Here is an 18245-nt window from a genome sequence, read left to right as displayed (position 1 = left end):
TGGCGATGCACCTGGACCGTCTCCACCAACGGTCACAATATCCGCCAGCGCGATTCCGGTATGTCGGCAGCGGGCCAGAAAGCCGTGTATTTAGAGGCTTTTGAAAAGCCCCGCGCAGCAACGGAATTATATTTCACGACGCATCACAAAGCCGTGAAACCTTTCGACGCATCGTTCGTTTAGCGCCCATGATCGATAATGACGCAGGACCGAAGCCGGTCGTTGGTGCCGACGAGACTGGCACCCAAACCGCATCCGAAAACGATGCCCATGAAAACGATGATCCGCTCCCGCCAGAGGAGATGGAACCTGCTTTGGGCTTGACGCCGGAGGAGGCCGAGGAGGCTCGCAGGAAATATCTGCTGAAGCGCTTCTGGATCAGCGCGCGAGGTTTCTGGAGCCGTCGCGGCGATCGGCTGGCCTGGCTGTTTTCGCTCGGGCTTCTGGCTATGATCGGCATAAATGTCGGCTTCCAGTATGGCATCAACGTCTGGAATCGCGGGATTTTTGACGCGATTGAGAAACGCGACGCGTCGACGGTCTATTTTCTCGGATCCGTCTTTCCGCTGCTCGTCCTGGGAAGTGTCTTTATCGTGACCTCGCAGGTCTATGTCAGGATGCGCATTCAGCGGCGCTGGCGCTCCTGGCTGACAAAGGCGCTCGTTGGAAGATGGATTGCGAATGGCCGCTATTATCAGCTCAATTTGATCGATGGTGACCATCAAAACCCCGAGGCAAGGCTCTCGGAGGATATGCGTATTGCCACCGAGGCGCCCGTGGATTTTGTTTCAGGTGTCATCGCTGCATTCGTGTCTGCCTCCACTTTTATCGTTGTCTTGTGGACGATTGGTGGCGCTCTCACGGTTTCCATCGCGGGTGTCTGGATCACGATCCCCGGCTTTCTCGTGATTGCGGCTGTTATCTATGCAATCATCACATCCAGTTCCATCGCCTTCATTGCCAGGAACTTCGTCAAGGTTTCCGAAGTCAAGAACCAGGTTGAAGCGGAGTTTCGCTACACGCTTACGCGCGTCAGGGAGAATGGTGAGAGCATCGCCCTGCTTGGCGGCGAAGACGAGGAGCGCAGCGATCTGGACAAGCGCTTCGGCAATGTCCGGCGGCAGTGGCGTCTCATGGCGCAGCAATACATGCGCACCACGGTCGTATCGAATGGATCGATGTTGATTGCCCCCGTCGTACCGGTTCTGTTGTGCGCGCCGAAGTTTCTCGATGGAAGCATGTCTCTCGGCGAGGTAATGCAGGCTGCTTCCGCTTTCACCATTGTCCAATCCGCATTTGGCTGGCTGGTCGACAACTATCCCCGTCTGGCCGACTGGAATGCCTGCGCGCGACGTGTTGCCTCCCTGATGATGTCGCTCGATGGCCTGGAGCGGGCCGAAAAGAGCGACACTCTCGGTCGGATCGTGCGAGGCGAAACGGAAGGCGAGACAATACTCAGCCTCAAGGATGTGTCTGTTTCTCTCGGTGACGGAACGGCCGTCGTCAAGGAGACGGATGTCGAGATCGGCGCGGGTGAGAGAGTGCTTGTCGCGGGGGAATCGGGCTCGGGCAAAAGCACACTGGTTCGGGCCATTTCCGGTCTCTGGCCATGGGGTGGAGGCAGCGTCAATTTTCGCGCCGGCAGCCGATTGTTCATGCTGCCGCAGCGGCCATATATTCCGGCCGGCACGCTACGTCGGGCGGTCTGCTATCCGCAACCGGCCGAGAGCTGGACGCCGGAAGAGATCGGGGCCGCTCTCGACAAGGTCGGTCTGGGTCAACTCAAGGACAAGATTGAAGACGAGGCGCCGTGGGACCAGACGTTATCAGGTGGCGAAAAACAACGGCTGACCTTCGCACGCCTGTTGCTGAACGCCCCCGACATCATCGTCATGGACGAGGCGACGGCGGCTCTGGACGAGAAAAGTCAGGACAAGATGATGCAGACGGTAATTGATGAGCTACCCGATGCGACGATCGTAAGCGTAGCGCATCGTGCCGAACTGGAAGCGTTTCATAGCCGGAAGATCACATTGGAACGGCGGGAGGGGGGCGCAAAGCTTGTCAGCGATATCGATCTCATTCCTCGCAAGGCGAGAGGCTCCATGCTGCGGAGAATAGTCAAGCGGAGGTGATGGCACCGACGCTTGTGCTGACCTGCTTGAATGCCGGGGTAGGAGAGTTGGTGGCCGCTCATTGTCGTTGGGGAGAATTCACCGACCACTTTGGCGAGAACGAACAGAATGAGGGCTTGCCGCGGATCGAAGTGCAAATTGGAACTTCTGCTGTCACGGCACCCCGGAACAATCGTGCATTTTGTTGGTTGGCATCCCTAAAACGGCAACAAGGGGCAGCGTGTTATGAATAAATTCTTCACTCGCTTCGCAAGCACTATAGCTTCATTTTCCGGCTCTCCAACGGCTTTCATGGTGGCTCTCGGAACCGTGCTCGTCTGGGGGATAAGCGGACCACTGTTTGGGTTTTCGGAGGTCTGGCAACTGGTCATCAATACGGGTACGACCATTGTCACCTTCCTGATGATTTTCCTCGTGCAGAATTCACAGAACAGGGATTCCGCAGCGATGGAAGCAAAACTGGACGAGCTGCTGCGGGCGGTGGAGCAGGCGCGCGGTGACTTCATTGGGATTGAGCACCTCACGGAAGAGGAAATCGAAAAGATTCGTGCACGTCTCGAAAGGGAAAGCGGACCGGATAGTGATAAGCCGGCACCCCATCATGCCATGGCCCGCTTGCTTTCCCGTCGTTAGTGGCATTTACCGTTGGCAGGCGCGTGTCAGGCGCGCTCTATGCGCAGAAAGAATTCGCCTCGGGTGAAAAGTGGCTCGAAGCCGTCATCGAAACGTCCGAGGCGGATCAGCCCTTTCGAGTATCGGTAGCTGTCGTAATAGAAGACCAGATTACCCCATGGCGCGTAATAAGCGATGTCGCCGGGACGTGCGTTATCGAAAGGCGTGTCAGTCACCTGCGTCAACTTTCGAGGCAGATATGCGATTTTCTCGTTGGTCGAATAGTCTTCGATCGTGAGATCGAGCGGCAGCATTTTCATGAGCTCGCGTGCCGACGGGTTGTCAAACAAGGTCGCGGTCATGCTGTGACCACCAAAGGCCATTCGGAAACTCATCAAGGATACCTCCGTTTTTGTTGCCTGACCGAACGATGCGGACGGGAAAGCTGTGGCCGCGGTAGCCAGCCCAAGAAATAGACGCCGGTCGATCATTGGAATGCTCTCATGCCGAACTGCTTTACGAGGATATTCTCGATGATTTGAATGCCAGCGCTGACGCGGCCAGGAGCAGACCTGCGCTTGCCAGGAAAGTCATGCGGTAGCCGGATGCGTCGTAGAGAAATCCGCCCACTATCGCACCGGCTGATATCGCAAGCTGGATGACCGCAACCATGAGACCACCTCCGGCTTCCGCATCCTGCGGCAGTGAGCGGGCGAGCCACGCCCACCAACCCACTGGCGCTGCGGTGGCAATCATTCCCCAGGCCGCAAGCGCTATCGCCGCGACAGGGAGACTGTTGCCGAAGGCAACAAGTATCACGGCCGTCACCGCCATCAGAGCCGGGATGACGATCAGAACGCGATACAGGCGGTCGGCGAGAAAGTAACCGATAAGGCTCGTGCCAACGATACCGGCAACGCCGATGCCCAGAAGAATGAAGGTGAGTATCGAGATATCTACTCGTGTCACAGTTTCGAGAAACGGGCGGACATAGGTGAACAGCGTGAACTGGCCCATGAAGAAAACCGAGACCGATGCCATGCCGATAGCGATCAAAGGACGGTTCAGTAGCCTGAATGCATTCTTTGACGTTTTCCCGGGGAGGGGTTTCATGGAAGGGAGGCTTGCCAGCTGCCACAGGAATGCGATCGCCGCGACGGGGACGACAGTGAAGAAGGCACCTCGCCAACCGATGATCGATCCGAGAAACGCGCCGACCGGAGGAGCAACGACAGTTGCCAGCGCGTTACCGCTGTTAAAGATTGCAAGCGCTCGGGGAACGAGATGCTCCGGTACAAGACGCATGGCGGTCGCCACCGATATGGACCAGAACCCACCGATCACTATCCCGATGAGCGCGCGCCCGACCATGAATAGTTCATAGTTCGGTGCGATCGCCACGGTCACGCCAGAAAGGGCCATCAGTGCCGTCAGGGCAAGCAGCAGCAGCTTACGGTCCCACTCTCCCGCGAGATACGAGACAAAGAGGCTCGTGACGACGGCGAAAGCGCCGGAGATCGCGATCGAATGTCCGGCCGATCCTTCGCTGATGCGCAGTTCATCCGCGATCGGCGTCAGCAGGCTGAGAGGCATGAATTCAGACGCGATCAGGGCGAAAACGCAGAGCGTCATCGCCAACACACCGCCCCAGTTTGCGGATCGGGATCTGGCTTCCCCTGTGGAAATTGTAGTTTCTATGGACATGGTACGGCAGCTTTTCTTGGCTATTGCTTCAACGGTCTTCCGCTGCTGATGGGAGGCAGCGAGGTGAACATAAGTCATGAAGCATCTTGCAATAAGCCGCCTGTCACGGGATGCAGTCATGAACGATGCTCATCAAAGGGTCTTGTTTAGCCGCGCCCGGCCTGCTTGCGTATTATCCACGTCGATGCAAGGGCTCGGTTCATTCATGAATATCGCTCATGACGGCATGCCTTCGCCGCGGTCTAATCTCGCGACAATCTCCGATCTATCTTTTGAACGACGCTGCTGCATCACCCCTCAAAGCAGCCCACCGGCCGCTCGTCACGGCAACGACAATGGAGAGTGAAGTGAGCAATCAGAACGAAAACGCTTTTACGGGAGAGGGCCTGGACATGGGCCGCCGTGGCCTTCTCAAGATTACGGGTGTCGGCATCGCCGCGATTGGCGCGGCGTCAGTGATGGCGGTATCGAAGGCAGAGGCGCAAACATTGAAGATGACGCAGGACTGGGACAAGGTTTTTCCGAAGAGCGAGAAGGTCGATCACCAGAAGGTCTCGTTCAAAAACCGTTATGGTATCATCCTGGCGGCCGACCTCTACATGCCCAAAACCCGCAACAGCGTCGGAAACCCCGCAATCGTGGTGAGCGGACCGTTTGGCGCGGTCAAGGAACAATCGTCCGGCCTTTACGCACAGACGATGGCCGAACGCGGTTTCGTCACTCTGGCATTCGATCCTTCCTATACAGGTGAGAGCGGCGGCGAACCGCGCAATATCGCGTCTCCCGACATCAACACCGAGGATTTCAGCGCGGCTGTGGACTACATCGGCCTGCGTCCCGAAGTCGATCGCGAACGGATCGGCGTCATCGGTGTCTGCGGCTGGGGTGGCATGGCGCTCAATGCCGTAGCCTCGGACAAGCGTGTGAAGGCCGTGGTTGCCAGCACCATGTACGATATGACCCGCGTCATGTCCAAGGGCTACAACGACAGCGTCACGCTGGAGCAGCGCACGGCGACCCTGGAACAGTTGAGCCGCCAGCGGTGGGTCGATGCGAAAAAGGGTACACCTGCCTATCAGGCGGCCTACAACGCGGAAGTCGGACCCAATGCGCCGCAGTTCATGATCGATTATCACGACTACTACTCGACACCACGCGGTTATCATAAACGGGCGGTCAACTCCCGTAACGCCTGGTCGCAGACAACGCCAATTTCTTTCATGAACATGCCGATCCTGAGCTACATCGCGGAAATTTCGCCGCGTCCGGTTCTATTCATTCATGGCGAGAAGGCCCATTCTCTCTATTTCGCAGAGACCGCGTATGCGGCGGCGGCCGAACCGAAGGAACTCCATGTCATTCCCGGCGCAAGCCACACGGACCTCTACGACAAGATGGATGTGATCCCCTTCACCAAGCTCGCCAGCTTCTTTGAGCAGCACCTGTCGGCTTGATACGTCCTGCAGTGACGTAAAAGCTCAGGAGCCCGCCCAAAGCGGGCTCTTTTTCTGTTAGTGCGGCATGAGCATTATGCCATAATCAACAGGTCTGGATGCAGGAGGCTCATGAATGGCACGCGATACCGTCAACGATCTTGCAGCTTTCATTGCTGTTGCCCGAGAACAGAGCTTTACCCGGGCGGCGGCGAAGCTGGGCGTATCGCAGTCAGCATTGAGCCACACGCTTCGCCAGCTTGAAGCCAGGTTGGGCGTGCGTCTCCTGATGCGGACGACCAGAGCGGTTTCGCCGACGGAGGCGGGCGAGCGTCTGCTAAACGGGATCGGTCCACATTTCGACGAGATCGAAGCGCATGTCGATGCGTTGAACGAACTGAGGGAAAAGCCGGCGGGAACGATCCGTATCGTCGCCGCCGAGTACGCGATCACCTATGTCCTCTGGCCCAAACTCAGGAAATTTTTGCCTCAATATCCCGACATCAAGGTCGAGCTGATCCTCGACAACGGACTGACCGACATCGTTACGGAGCGTTATGATGCGGGGGTGCGTATGGGTGAACATCTCGCGAAAGACATGATCTCCGCAAGGATCGGTCCCGACTTTTGTCTCGCTGTCGTCGGATCGCCCGCCTACTTCAAGAACCGACCACACCCGAGGCATCCCAAGGACCTGGTCGGCCATGATTGCATCAACTTCCGGCTGCCGAGTGCCGGCGGCCTTTATGTATGGGAGTTCGAGGACAAGGGCCGCGAGATCAAGATCAAGGTCGATGGCCAGCTCGCCTTCAACAACAGTTTCAATTCGCTGGAAGCCGCGCTTGACGGCTTCGGGCTTGCCTACATCCCGGAGGAAATGATCCTTCCTTATGTCGCAGACGGCCGGCTGGTTCGCGTGCTGCAGAAATATTCCCCGCCCTGGGACGGATATTACCTCTATTACCCCAGCCGTCGCCAGGCATCACCGGCGTTCGTCAGGGTTTTGGAGGCCCTGCGATATCGGGTTTGACGGGAGTTGTCGGCCCCCTTTGGATGTCCGCAACCCGGAACGATCCATGTCCGACTTTCGTCTTCTCTGCGCTCGCTACGGCTGACAAGTCCTTATCCTAGATCAGCAGATAGCTGGCTTCAGAAATGCGTTGAACAATGGCTTGCCCTGCAAGGACGATAATGTCGCCCTCCATCGGTTGATGAGGCCGCAGCAAGTGTTTGTCGATCGTCAGCAGGAAATGCGATGAGTGCAGTTCGCCTGGGGAAATGGAGATGTAAGACCAGCGATGCCAGGCAAATGGCATGGTGGCGAGGCCCATTCCCAGCAATCCCTTGAGGCGCATCGACCATGTTGACGAGGACTTGGCGTGGCGCGCAGCATCGGTTGCAACGGCACCGTCGACAATATGCTGTTGGTTCCAGGTTGTCTGGCCATGGTTGATCTTCCATGCTTCGGGGTCATCGTTTGCCAGATCGATCCTCGATTTTACCGGCTCGGCGATCAGCGCGACGTTCGGACTGAGCAAGCGTGGAACAAAAGAAAACGGTAGGCTGCGGATTTCGCGCAGGGGCGCGTTGACGCGGATAAGCTGCGCCAGACACCGCCAGTCGAAACCCTGATGTGACGTATGGTGCGCGGGCACCCGGTCCAGCCGGTATAAGCCTGCCCAAAAAGTCTCTTTCAGATTGCCGGATTGCCGATTATAGCCCATGAGGGCCGAACCCCAGTTCTTGATCCATACGGCTGGCCCGACTTCGACGGGTACCGTAACCAGGAAAATGCGGGGACGAACGATCGCGCACACGTGCTCGATGACACGGACGGTGCGGTTGAGGTGGATATGTTCAAGCGTTTCCAGCGCGATGACGATGTCGGCCTCGATCGTTTCGTAAAGGCTCTCGTCGGTGGCGTCGCCGACGATGAAACGGCAGTTTTCGTAGTTGCTGTAGCGATTGCGCGCGGCCTCGATGAAGATTGGATCGTAGTCGATACCGACGTAATCAACGTCGAACTTTTCCAGAATATGTCCGACCGCGGTTCCGGGGCCGCAGCCGATATCCAGTATTCTGACCTTCCGATTGCCGACGTCCTTCTGCACTGTTTCGAGGACCTCAAGCAGCTTTCGATAGCGGCCTGCATGCAGAAAGCGCGTCAGCCAGTTGAAGTTCTGCATTTTTTCGTAAGTCGTCGCGAACGTACCCATCCAATCCGCCTCCATGAACCGTAGATGATGTCGTCTCGCGCTCCCTGTTATCGTAAAGATCGTGCGCGACCCGGCGTTGTATTTTTGAAGTCTGGCACGGCCTGCGTGACCTGCAACTCGACCAAAAGGCTTAAGTCGGAAGCGGGGATACCCACCCTGCCTCCTCTTAAAGGCAGATGTCGACGTGGTGGACAGTGAATCAGCCAGTTCTGACCGGCCGTCCTCTCCCTTTTGGTATGCTGCCGATGCGCAGGGCCTCGTTATACCTTTCAAGGAGGCGCCATCCGGGGCCGGAACCGCTGGGAGATGTGGTGGATGGTAGACAAGAGAGCCTTGATTATCGGCGTAACCGGGCAGGACGGCGCTTATCTCAGTGAATTGCTGCTTGCCAAGGGATATATCGTGCACGGCCTGAAAAGGCGGTCTTCCTCATTCAACACCGGCCGGATCGATCATCTTTATCAAGATCCCTTCGAGGAAAACCTTCGCTTTCGTCTTCACTTCGGTGACCTGACGGACGCAACGAACCTGTGCCGGGTCATTCAGGAGGTCCAGCCCGACGAGATCTATAATCTCGGCGCCCAGAGCCATGTCCAGGTCAGCTTCGAGACGCCGGAATATACGGCAAATGCGGATGCGCTTGGCACGCTGAGGCTGCTGGAAGCCATGCGCATTCTCAACCTCGGCGACCGTTGCCGGTTTTATCAGGCGTCCACATCGGAGCTGTTCGGAGGGATGGGCACCGTTGCTCAGCACGAGGGTACGCCGTTCTATCCGAGAAGCCCCTATGCTGCGGCAAAACTCTACGCATACTGGATGACGGTCAATTACCGGGAAAGTTACGGCTTTCACGCATCCAACGGCATTCTCTTCAACCATGAGAGCCCCATTCGCGGGGAGACATTCGTCACGCGGAAAATCACGCGCGGCGTTGCTGCCATCGAACGCGGTCTCATGAGCAAGCTGCGTCTTGGTAATCTCGACGCAAAGAGGGATTGGGGGCATGCGCGCGATTATGTTGAAGGCATGTGGCGCATCGTGCAGCAGGAAATACCCGAGGACTATGTGCTCGCAACCGGCGAGGCACATACGGTGCGGGAATTCGTTGAGCTTGCTTTCGGCGTGGTCGGCAAGACCATCGAGTGGAACGGCGATGGCAGTGACGAAGTGGGATACGACGCCAAAACCGGCAATACGATCATCGAAATCGATCCCAGATATTTTCGTCCGGCGGAAGTGGATTTTCTTCTCGGCGACCCCAGCAAGGCGCGCAGGAAACTCAACTGGAGCCACTCGACTTCCTTTTGCGACCTCGTTCAGGAAATGGTCGAAGCGGATCTTCGCCTCGTGATGTTGGAAGAGGGAAGAAATGAATTCGTCGCATAAATCGCAAGAAATCCCGTTCAGCTTGAATGGCAAGCGCGTCTGGGTTGCCGGCCATACCGGAATGGTCGGCTCGGCACTCGTGCGACGTCTCCAGCGCGAAAATTGCGAAATTCTCAAAGTCTCTCGCAGCGAGCTTGATCTGACCCGACAGTACGAGACGGAGCAATGGATGGCGGCGGCAAGACCTGAGGTCATTTTTGTCGCTGCCGCCAAGGTTGGAGGCATCGCAGCAAATGCGGCCTATCCGGCGGACTTTCTTTACACCAATACGCTAATTTCGATGAATATCATGAAATCGGCTGCCGATATCGGTGTTGAAAAGCTTCTCTGGATGGGATCTAGCTGCATCTATCCGAAATTCGCAGCCCAGCCGATCACGGAAAATTCCCTTTTGACAGGCCCTTTGGAGCCGACCAACGAGGCCTACGCGATTGCGAAGATCGCGGCGCTCAAGCTTTCTCAATTCTACTCCAGTCAGTACGGCCTGAATTGCGTCTCCGTCATGCCGACAAATATTTACGGGCTGAACGACAATTTCGATCCGCAAAGCTCACACGTCATTCCTGCGATGATCAGGAGAATGCATGAAGCGAAAATCAGCGGCCAGAACAAGATTGTACTATGGGGTACGGGCAGTCCTCTGCGCGAGTTTCTCCATGTGGACGATCTGGCGGATGCCTGTTGCTTCCTCATGAAATCATCGGCGCATTTTCCGCTGATCAACATCGGCTCGGGGCGGGAGATATCCATCCGCAATCTCGCCCACCTGATTGCAGGCATCGTCGGCTACGATGGGCAGATCGTTTTTGACACCAGCAAACCGGATGGAGCCCCCAGAAAGCTGCTAGACTGCTCGCGGCTCAACGCGCTTGGCTGGAACTCGACGGTCGAACTCAGATACGGAATTCAGGATTTGTATGAGTGGTGGCGACAACCGAAGTCGCTGCAATCGGATATGTTACGACAAGCGGCAAGATGAGATCGCCAAATGCCCTGACATCATCGGTTTTGCTTGCCGCCCTTGTGCTCGCATTTTCGGGTCTCTCGTCTGCCGGGCAGCCTGCGGTGCGGGGAGGGCTAGAGCAAGAGCAAAAGCAAGGCAGCCAACCTGATCCACGCCAGTTCGGTTTCCCGATACCTGTTCCAGAACCACGATTGCCGGATGATGCGGATGCCTTCAATCCACCTTGGACAGAGGTAGGCGGCAAGGGGCCGGCAATCGCGGAAATTTCGAGAACGGCGGGCCCTGGCGAGGTTGTCTCGATGACCGGCGTCGATCTCGATGGACGAACGGGTTTCGAAGTCTTTTCGCAACACCCCGGTGCCGCGGAGGGCGTGGTGACCCCGTTGGCGCCGCTGACGGCTGACGCGACGGCGGCGACGCTGCTGCTGCCAGCCACGCTTCCTTCATGGTCAACCTACCTGATCAGGCCCCAGGGTAGCTCTGTTCAAGGGCGCAGCTTCGCAATCAATCGCACGGAAAGCTGGTGGGTCGGGCCCGATGCCGCAGCGCCGGGAGCCATCGTCTCGGTCTATGGACGCAACCTTTCGCGGTCCAACGGGACCAGCCAATCCTATCTCTATATCAAGCCGGTCGCTGCTGCCGGCTCGTATGTTCCGGCAATCTCCGTCAACCCCTTCAAGGTTGATTTCGAGGTGCCGGCTCTGCCACCGGGTAACTATGAAGTTTGGGTCCACAATACCCATGGCGGCCGCTTCGGCTGGAGCGGTCCGCTGACACTTGAGATCCTGTCGCAATCGCCATGGGCGGCGCAGGATAAAAAGCGCATCGATGCCAGGCAGTTCGGTGCAACGGGCGATGGCATGACCGACGACACCGCAGCCATTTTGCGCGCGCTCGACGCCGCGGCCGCAACGGCGCCATCGGTTTTGTATTTCCCCGCCGGGATTTATCTCGTGACAAAGCCTTTGATTGCGCCCGCCAATGTGGCGTGGTTCGGGGAAGGGGTGAACAAAACGGAGATCAGGCTGAACCAAGGGATTGATCAGAGCATGGTTGTCGTTAATGGCGACGACACCCGGTTCGGAAACCTGACCCTCAATGCCAACCGCAACATTGCAGGTAAACCTCTTCTTGCTTTGCGCAACGCCAAAAACACACGGCTGGATTCCGTACGTATCGACGCCTGGGGCGTGCCGGCGTTCGATGCCCAGGACACCGTAGGTCTTTTTGTGCATGCGTCCGAGTTGATCGAGAACGGATCCTTTTACGGCGCGAGCCGGCAGGTATTTTTCTCCAACAACCGGTTCCGGATGACGGGTTATGGCGAATCCGTCGTCGCGCTATGGGGTGGGCGCGATTTCGCCATGACGGACAACGAGCTGACAAATGCGGATGAAAGCCGCGACGACGGTCATGGCATCGGACGTTTTTTTGTTGGCCAGGCGCATTTCGGGAGCATGCGAAACCTCTATTTTGAGAAAAACATCTCGCGAAACGCCGCTCCCCATGATTGCACCAAGGTCGATTGCAACAAGGGCGAACAGATCTGCTTCGAAATCGTCGGGAGCAAGCTTAAAAACGATTTCGTCCGCGCTTCCTCGAACTCGGTTACCTTCAAGTCCCTGTCGGATCTGGAGGATGCCAAGCCGGGCGGCTTCGATCTCGTCATCGTTGGCGGGCGAGGGGCCGGGCAACACCGTCACATCGCGTCGACGGACGGTTCTGTTGTTCTGCTCGAGCAACCCTGGAATGTCGTGCCGGATCGAACGAGCCGTTTTGCTCTGGCAGCGACCGCATCGAGAGCCGTGATATACGATAATGTGTTCGATGGCAGGGCAAGCTATGCGGAGCACGATTCCGATTCCACCGGCGTTCTTCTCTACGGCAACGTCTATGACGTGGTGGTCGACAGCAACCGCATCTCCCAGATGCGACACGGCATGATGACGGTTGCGCTGGACTCGACGCGGGGACTCAGCCCGTATTTCCTGCAATATTCCAACAACAGTGTGACACGCAGCAACAGCGGCCTCTATGTCGGCACGACATTCGCGGATTCCGGGGTTGCCGGCATCTGGGGCGGTCTGGGGAATATTTATCGCAGGAACAGGTTCACGGATATCGCCTATATCGGCGTCGAATATGAAACCTGGAACCACTCCGGCGCCGACTATAATGGGACGGTCTTCGATGGAAATACCTTCGCCAACGTCCGTTACGGCTTCGTAGATGCATACAAACTCATGTGGACGCACGACGGCAGCTTCAAGGCCGGACCGGCCGAACGCTCAAGGCGGATCAACACGGTGCTCTACGACAATCATTTTACCGGAGGAACGCCAGGGCCCGTTCAAAGTGCGGGCTTCGTGACGATGCATCCGCAGAACAGCTGGGTAAATGTCGGCTCTACATGGAGCGGTTTTGCAGTGGGAAACGAGGGGCCTAAGGCCGTCACCGTTAAATCGTCCTCCAATGCTGCAAGGCTGACACCTGATTGAACCGGAGTCTATTCCCCGAAAACCCCGGCAAGGTACCTCTAATGACGTATCTGCGGTGAATTGACGAGCTGCCGGAAAGTGGCGAATATGGCTCAATCAATCAAGGCAATGCGATGCCACGGGCCATTGAGATCAAGGCTCGACGGTTTTCATTTCAGGCGAGGGGACCGACGGATCGTTCGTTACTCCATGAGTGGCGAGCGATCTGTGGTTCCAGTTTGACGAGGGTAATATTCTTGCAAATTTCAATCTCAACCCGTCGGCGCAACAAGATTTGCGCGGCGCTGGTGACGGTTTGTGCCGAACGCAAATAGGCTCGCCCGGTTGAACGAGCGAGCCCTCCCAGTTACCGGGTAACCCCGGTTGCCAGGGACCCGCCAAAGTATCAGGGGGCGACGGGTTACTCTTACAAACCGCTTTTATCGTTTCGGTTCAATCTAGCTATAAGCGGTAGGGTTCGCATCCATCCATGTGCTGTGCGCCGAATTTTCGCGCTTGGGGTAAAAGTATAGGGACAAAAGCGTTAGAGGTTGAGAGACGTTACTTGGCGGCCCCGTTTTCCGCCGCCAAATTTAGCCAGGCATGCACGTCGGTCGCTGTGATCCAGATCCGTCCATCGAACGCGAACATTCCCTTCTCGATTTTGGATGCCGCTATCGTTGCAAACACGTCGACGAATTGCGCCAGACGTTGCGCATCGCACCGCGGTGGGGACTGGATGTCGTTCAGGGCATCCTGTGTCACATGGACGGGCTGAAGCCCTTTCTCGCCGTTCACGATGATGACGGCACGCTGCCTGACCATATGATAACCAACCGGAACGTTCGCAGATTCCATCTCCGTCTCCCTGGCATTGGTACCGGTCGTTTCTATTCTGTGGAGGAAATCGGGATCCTACCGATCGGAACGCCGGCAAACTCTTTTGATTGGTGCCGGTCCTACGAGACTGCTGGAGGGCACTATTGAGGATAGCAAATTGCGACATGGCGCTATAGCTCTCCAAAAGCGGTAGCTGCTTTCAGGGCCGCTCAAGCAGGGGCGTCGGAGACGCGCGTCTCTCTTAGTTGACGCTTCCTGTGACGACTGCTGCTGAAACAGGGTCTCTGCCGGATACCGACAGGCGGACGCGCACAACGTCTCCCGCCCGGACCTGCGTATGCTCGTCCGCAGCTGTTTCGCGGTATGTACCTGCAACCTGACGCACGATGAAGAATTTGGTCTGGATCATGTCCTCGAGGCTGGAAACCCGCCGCGCCGTCGAGCCGATCTCGGCCATGGATTGAAGGCTGAAGGCCAGCTTTTTCTTCAAACGCATGATGTCCAGGGAGGTTTCCCGCAATTCGGTCGCAGCGTCATTGTGCCTTTTGCTTTTCAGCTCCAGAATACGCCGCTCTACTTCGCTTTTGTTTTGTTGCGCGCGCGCCAGAAACGATGTCGATTCCAGCACCTGCTGGTTCATGGATAGGAGTTCGCGCTTACGCTCTCTCAGTGCTGATTCTGAGGCTGCGCCGCGCGTGACAAGTTCCTTCGAGGCGTTGACGTCCATGTCGAGCAACTCTAGTTGCTGGGTGCGCATGACGTTGCTTTTCTGGAGCGTGTCTATCTCCTGAATGAAGTTCTGTCGTTGGACCTCGAGGTTGGTCTTTTCGTCTTGCTGCGCCGAGAGGCGAAGGCGAAACAGACTTTTTTCAGATTCTACGATCTTCTCCAGTGCGGTGCGATCCCGGACGAGTCCGATTTCGTCGCCCTTATATTCAAATTCGGTGTCGTTGAGTTCCGCTTCCAGTCGGACGCGCCGGATATCCTGCGACAGGAGTTGCATCGACATGTCTTCATATTCCTGCTGGGCCGAGATCAACTGTATGCCCGAGGTATCCCTCTGTGCATTCGACTCGCGCAATCCGCCGCCGAGTGCGAAGAGTTCAAGCACGATCATGCCGGGACGGTATTCATATTTTCCGGGCTTCTGGACGTCGCCGACAACGAAGATCGGAGCATATTCCTTGACCGCAACGGCAACGGAGCGGTTTGCCACATGGCTTGCCAGATCGCGGCTGATCCGCGCACCGATTTCGTTCACTGTCTGGTCGACCACGTTGACATTGCCAAGAAGCGGATAACCGATCGTTCCATCTGCACTGACGGGGAAGAGGCCGGTCAGGCCCGGGTCGCCATAGACGGAGATTGTCAAGACGTCGCCGGTAGCGACCTTGTAGTTCGTGCCATCTGCGGCGGCCGGTAATTGGCAAACCGCCAGAGACAGAAAGGTGGTGCTGGCCATCATCAAGGAAAAGCCCCTGGACCTTGTCACGAAGCGCATGTTTCACCTCTCGCTATGGACGACAGCCGGGGGGCGCAGACTGGTCGCCCGTTTCCGCAGCTTGAAATGAGTATTCCAGTCCCGGAAAATCCTCGGCCAGACTGGGGGATGGCGCTTTTTCGGGCGTCGGATTCCGTTGAGGATGATGCCTGTGATCGGCCGGCCCGCGACCCGCAGTTTGATGACGGCATTTTTCATGCCCGTGCCATCTGCGACGTCCTGCCGGACCACGAATGATACGGCATCCGACAGGGTGGCGATCCGCAACAGGTCCAGGTCATGGGAAACGGATGGGGCCTCGATCAATACCAGTTCGTATCGCTGTCTCGCCTCTGCAATCAGGCCGGCGAAGCGCTTGCTTCCAAGAACAAGATTTGGCGGCAGGTCGCTTTTCTCGGCGACGATGATATCGACCCCGGAGGCCTGATCGCGTTGGATGATGTCGTCCAGAGACACCTCACGGCTGACCGCCTGGCCAACATGCGACGTCGATCCCACATCGAATTCCCCCCCGAGAGCCGGGTTCCGCAGATTGGCATCGATCAGCAGCAGATTAACGCCGCTCATCGCAAGAGATCTGGCAAGATTGGCGATCACGAACGTCTTGCCTTCCCCATCGGCCGAAGAGGTGAAGGCGATCACTTTCGCCTTGCTCTCGGCCAACTGTATGTGGGTCTGAAGGTCGGCAAACGCGCTGTAGAAATCCGCCGCGCCGCTGCTGAATTTTCCGGGCGTGTTCTGGAGCTCTCTGAAGGAAATGCGTGGAATGCTCCCGATGACGTTCAGTCCGGTTTTCTGTTGAAGAGACGTGATGGAGCCAACGGACCGGTCCGTAAAGTTCAGGATAAAAGCTGCCGCCAAGCCGGTGCTGCAACCGAGAAGAAGTGCGACCAGTGCCCACAGACGCTCGTCAGGACTGGTCGGTTTACGGGAAGGCATGGCGCTCGATATGATCCGCGCCTCGGCAGTTGCGATACCGTCCTGTTCGATGGTCTGCTTGTAGCGTGCCAGGTATGTCTCGTAGATCGAGCGGTTCGCTGCTGCTTCCCGGTCAAGTTGCCCGGATTGAACCATTGCCATGTCCGTCGTGGATATGGCGCGTTGCACATCATTGAGGCTGGCCTCTACTTCCTGCCGCTGTTTTTCGTTGACCTCGATCTCGTTGCGCAAGGCAGCGATGATCTGGGCGATCTCTGAATCGATCTGCTTGTTGAGTGAACTGAGCTGGGAGGATAACTGCGGCCGCTCTGGATTCATGACGGCGCCGCTTTCATCGATCTGGGCAATGGCTCTGATGACCCTTGCCTGCTCGGCCCTTAAAAGCTGGATTGATGGTGAGGACAGAACTTCGGTGATCCCGAGCCCGTCACCGCTTTTCTGCAGTTCGAGTGCTGTGGCCAGGCGCGCCCTTGACCCCGCCAACTTGGCCTGTAGCGTTGTCAGCTCGACATTTAGACTTGAAAGACGCTGCGACTGCAACGGAAGACCACCAGTGTCTATCAATCCGGATTTTTCGCGAAATTGCGACGCCTGGCGTTCGGACTCCTCGAGTTCCGTCCGAAGACTGACCAGCCGTTCGCCGAGCCATGCGCTGACACGCCGGGTTGCCGTTGTCTGGAGGTCGATCTGATAGTCGATATAGGCTGCTCCGAAAGCATTGGCGACTTTCGCGGCAAGCGCCGGATCGTTGGCATAATAGGATATGTAGATTGTATACGACCGGCCATCATTCATCACACGAACATTGGTCATGAGGTTATCGATCATTTTCGATGTCTCGGCGTCGTTGCCAAGCACGATCGCGTCGTTGGCCGTCCGGTCGGATTTGGTTTGCCGCCCTTCGAGCAGTCGATCTTTTTGCAGGATGACGAGAACCCGTTCCGCCATGGACCTCGACCCGATGATGTCGAGTTCGGTTCGAAGCACCGGGCTTTCCTGCGGCAGCGGAGAGACCACGGATTCGGTGGGGAGCGCCTGAAGCTTGCGGACATCAAGCGCAAGGGTTGCCTCGGCCTTGTAACGGATGGGGGTTAGCGCATAGCCGATTGCCGCGATTGCGAAACTGGCGAGAAAGCAGATGAAGACGGCTCTGCGCCGCTCCCGCAGTATGGATATGAAGCGGGAAATACCTTCCTGCTCAACCGGAGATGATGACGACTGGATCATGACGGTTCCTGCTGTAAGCGGGGCGTTCGGTAGCGGTCAGTGGATGTCGTGTGCTTAGCGGTCGTACGCCATGTCGCCGATCTTGCAGGCAACTTCCGTGCGGTTCGTTGCTCCAAGCTTCTTCATGATATTGCGGATATGCACCTTGATGGTGCTTTCACAAAGGTTCAGCTCCAGAGCGATATCCTTGTTCGCCTTTCCGCACCGCAAGGCCTCCGCAATAGCCGATTGACGGCTTGTAAATTTCGTCGGAGGAACGGATGCGTGTGCAGTCAGGCCAAACAGACTTTTCATGTTCATGACGCTGCTGGCTGGTATGAAACGGCCGCCCGCGATTGCAAGACTGATCGCCTGGACGCAGACGTCGATGCTGACGGAACTCGATATGTACCCGCGCACGCCAAGAGCGATCGTATCCAGAATGGTATTGATATCCTGATCGTCAGAGAGCACGACGACGGCGGCCGGAGACACGGCAGCCACAATCTCTGCAAGATCGCGGTTTGTCTCTGCAGACGGACCGGGCCAGGCGCTGACCAGAACTGCCGCAGGCATGCCGATTTCCGCGCGTGCCTGTTGCCATTCGCCGAGATTGGAGAAGGTCAGGATGCGCCTGTCCGCATATTGATAGTTGAGACTATGGGCGAGGCATTCCCGCTCCAGCATGCGACGATCTATGATGCCGATATAGCCAGCCGCACTTGCTGCGGCCTGCGGATGCAGTGCGCCTTCCGGCGGGTTTTCGGATGTGTGGTTCTGGATCATGACGACAATGCCCCCTGTATTATTTTTGGTTTCTTTTAATTTCCGC

14 protein-coding genes are annotated in these 18245 nt (G+C 57.0%); 7 read left to right on the top strand and 7 right to left on the bottom strand.

The window, feature by feature from the left end; all coding sequences use genetic code 11:
* Nucleotides 1-188: 188 nt before the first annotated feature.
* Entirely contained in the window at nt 189-2135 is a 1947-nt protein-coding gene (locus tag F617_RS0119220) for an ABC transporter ATP-binding protein/permease (RefSeq protein WP_019566385.1), read from the top strand.
* Nucleotides 2136-2360: 225 nt separating this feature from the next.
* On the top strand, nt 2361-2768 hold the full coding sequence (locus tag F617_RS0119215) for a low affinity iron permease family protein (protein WP_026330957.1): 408 nt from the start codon (nt 2361-2363) through the stop codon (nt 2766-2768).
* Between the two features lie 26 nt (nt 2769-2794).
* On the opposite strand, the gene F617_RS0119210 is transcribed toward F617_RS0119215, so the two are convergent.
* The gene (locus F617_RS0119210) at nt 2795-3238 is read right to left on the bottom strand and encodes a cyclophilin-like fold protein (protein ID WP_019566383.1); all 444 of its coding nucleotides are present in this window, start codon (nt 3236-3238) and stop codon (nt 2795-2797) included.
* A 25-nt stretch (nt 3239-3263) separates the two neighbouring features.
* Nucleotides 3264-4451: an MFS transporter gene (locus F617_RS0119205; protein WP_196811690.1), complete on the bottom strand. Its 1188-nt coding sequence runs from the start codon at nt 4449-4451 to the stop codon at nt 3264-3266.
* 392 nt (nt 4452-4843) lie between these two features.
* Here F617_RS0119205 and F617_RS0119200 point away from each other — a divergent pair, with 392 nt between their 5' ends.
* Both F617_RS0119200 and F617_RS0119195 read left to right on the top strand, forming a co-directional pair.
* The gene (locus F617_RS0119200) at nt 4844-5905 is read left to right on the top strand and encodes an alpha/beta hydrolase (protein ID WP_111795271.1); all 1062 of its coding nucleotides are present in this window, start codon (nt 4844-4846) and stop codon (nt 5903-5905) included.
* A gap of 115 nt (nt 5906-6020) precedes the next feature.
* Nucleotides 6021-6914: a LysR family transcriptional regulator gene (locus F617_RS0119195; protein ID WP_013761305.1), complete on the top strand. Its 894-nt coding sequence runs from the start codon at nt 6021-6023 to the stop codon at nt 6912-6914.
* Between the two features lie 97 nt (nt 6915-7011).
* Here F617_RS0119195 and F617_RS0119190 read toward each other — a convergent pair whose 3' ends face one another.
* On the bottom strand, nt 7012-8100 hold the full coding sequence (locus tag F617_RS0119190; RefSeq protein ID WP_019566380.1) for a class I SAM-dependent methyltransferase: 1089 nt from the start codon (nt 8098-8100) through the stop codon (nt 7012-7014).
* Nucleotides 8101-8415: 315 nt separating this feature from the next.
* Here F617_RS0119190 and gmd point away from each other — a divergent pair, with 315 nt between their 5' ends.
* Genes gmd through F617_RS0119175 form a run of 3 tightly spaced genes read left to right on the top strand, consistent with a single transcriptional unit; the run spans nt 8416 to nt 12948 of the window.
* Nucleotides 8416-9486 carry a GDP-mannose 4,6-dehydratase gene (gene gmd, locus F617_RS0119185; RefSeq protein ID WP_019566379.1) on the top strand — a complete coding sequence of 357 codons (1071 nt, stop codon included), beginning with the start codon at nt 8416-8418 and terminating at the stop codon, nt 9484-9486.
* The gene (locus tag F617_RS0119180; protein ID WP_019566378.1) at nt 9470-10465 is read left to right on the top strand and encodes a GDP-L-fucose synthase; all 996 of its coding nucleotides are present in this window, start codon (nt 9470-9472) and stop codon (nt 10463-10465) included. The genes gmd and F617_RS0119180 overlap by 17 nt, the downstream gene beginning before the upstream one ends.
* Nucleotides 10408-12948: a glycoside hydrolase family 28 protein gene (locus F617_RS0119175; RefSeq protein ID WP_245260835.1), complete on the top strand. Its 2541-nt coding sequence runs from the start codon at nt 10408-10410 to the stop codon at nt 12946-12948. The genes F617_RS0119180 and F617_RS0119175 overlap by 58 nt, the downstream gene beginning before the upstream one ends.
* 540 nt (nt 12949-13488) lie before the next feature.
* Here the strand turns inward: F617_RS0119175 and F617_RS0119170 are convergent.
* The 4 genes from F617_RS0119170 to F617_RS27200 all read right to left on the bottom strand — a co-directional run bounded on the left by F617_RS0119170 (nt 13489) and on the right by F617_RS27200 (nt 18199).
* Nucleotides 13489-13785 (bottom strand): hypothetical protein, encoded by a 297-nt coding sequence (locus F617_RS0119170; RefSeq protein WP_019566376.1) that lies wholly within the window; start codon nt 13783-13785, stop codon nt 13489-13491.
* A 223-nt stretch (nt 13786-14008) separates the two neighbouring features.
* Entirely contained in the window at nt 14009-15232 is a 1224-nt protein-coding gene (locus tag F617_RS27205; RefSeq protein WP_233283671.1) for a polysaccharide biosynthesis/export family protein, read from the bottom strand.
* Between the two features lie 39 nt (nt 15233-15271).
* A complete protein-coding gene (locus F617_RS0119160; protein WP_019566374.1) occupies nt 15272-17434 on the bottom strand; it encodes a polysaccharide biosynthesis tyrosine autokinase in 2163 nt (720 codons plus the stop codon).
* Nucleotides 17435-17488: 54 nt separating this feature from the next.
* Nucleotides 17489-18199, bottom strand: coding sequence for a LuxR family transcriptional regulator (locus F617_RS27200; protein ID WP_019566373.1), 711 nt, complete (start codon nt 18197-18199; stop codon nt 17489-17491).
* Between the last annotated feature and the right edge of the window lie 46 nt (nt 18200-18245).

Source organism: Agrobacterium sp. 10MFCol1.1 (genome assembly GCF_000381165.1).
Classification (GTDB): domain Bacteria; phylum Pseudomonadota; class Alphaproteobacteria; order Rhizobiales; family Rhizobiaceae; genus Agrobacterium; species Agrobacterium tumefaciens.
The sequence above is the reverse complement of the archived record's forward strand: the minus strand, read 5'-3'. Positions and strand labels throughout refer to the sequence as shown.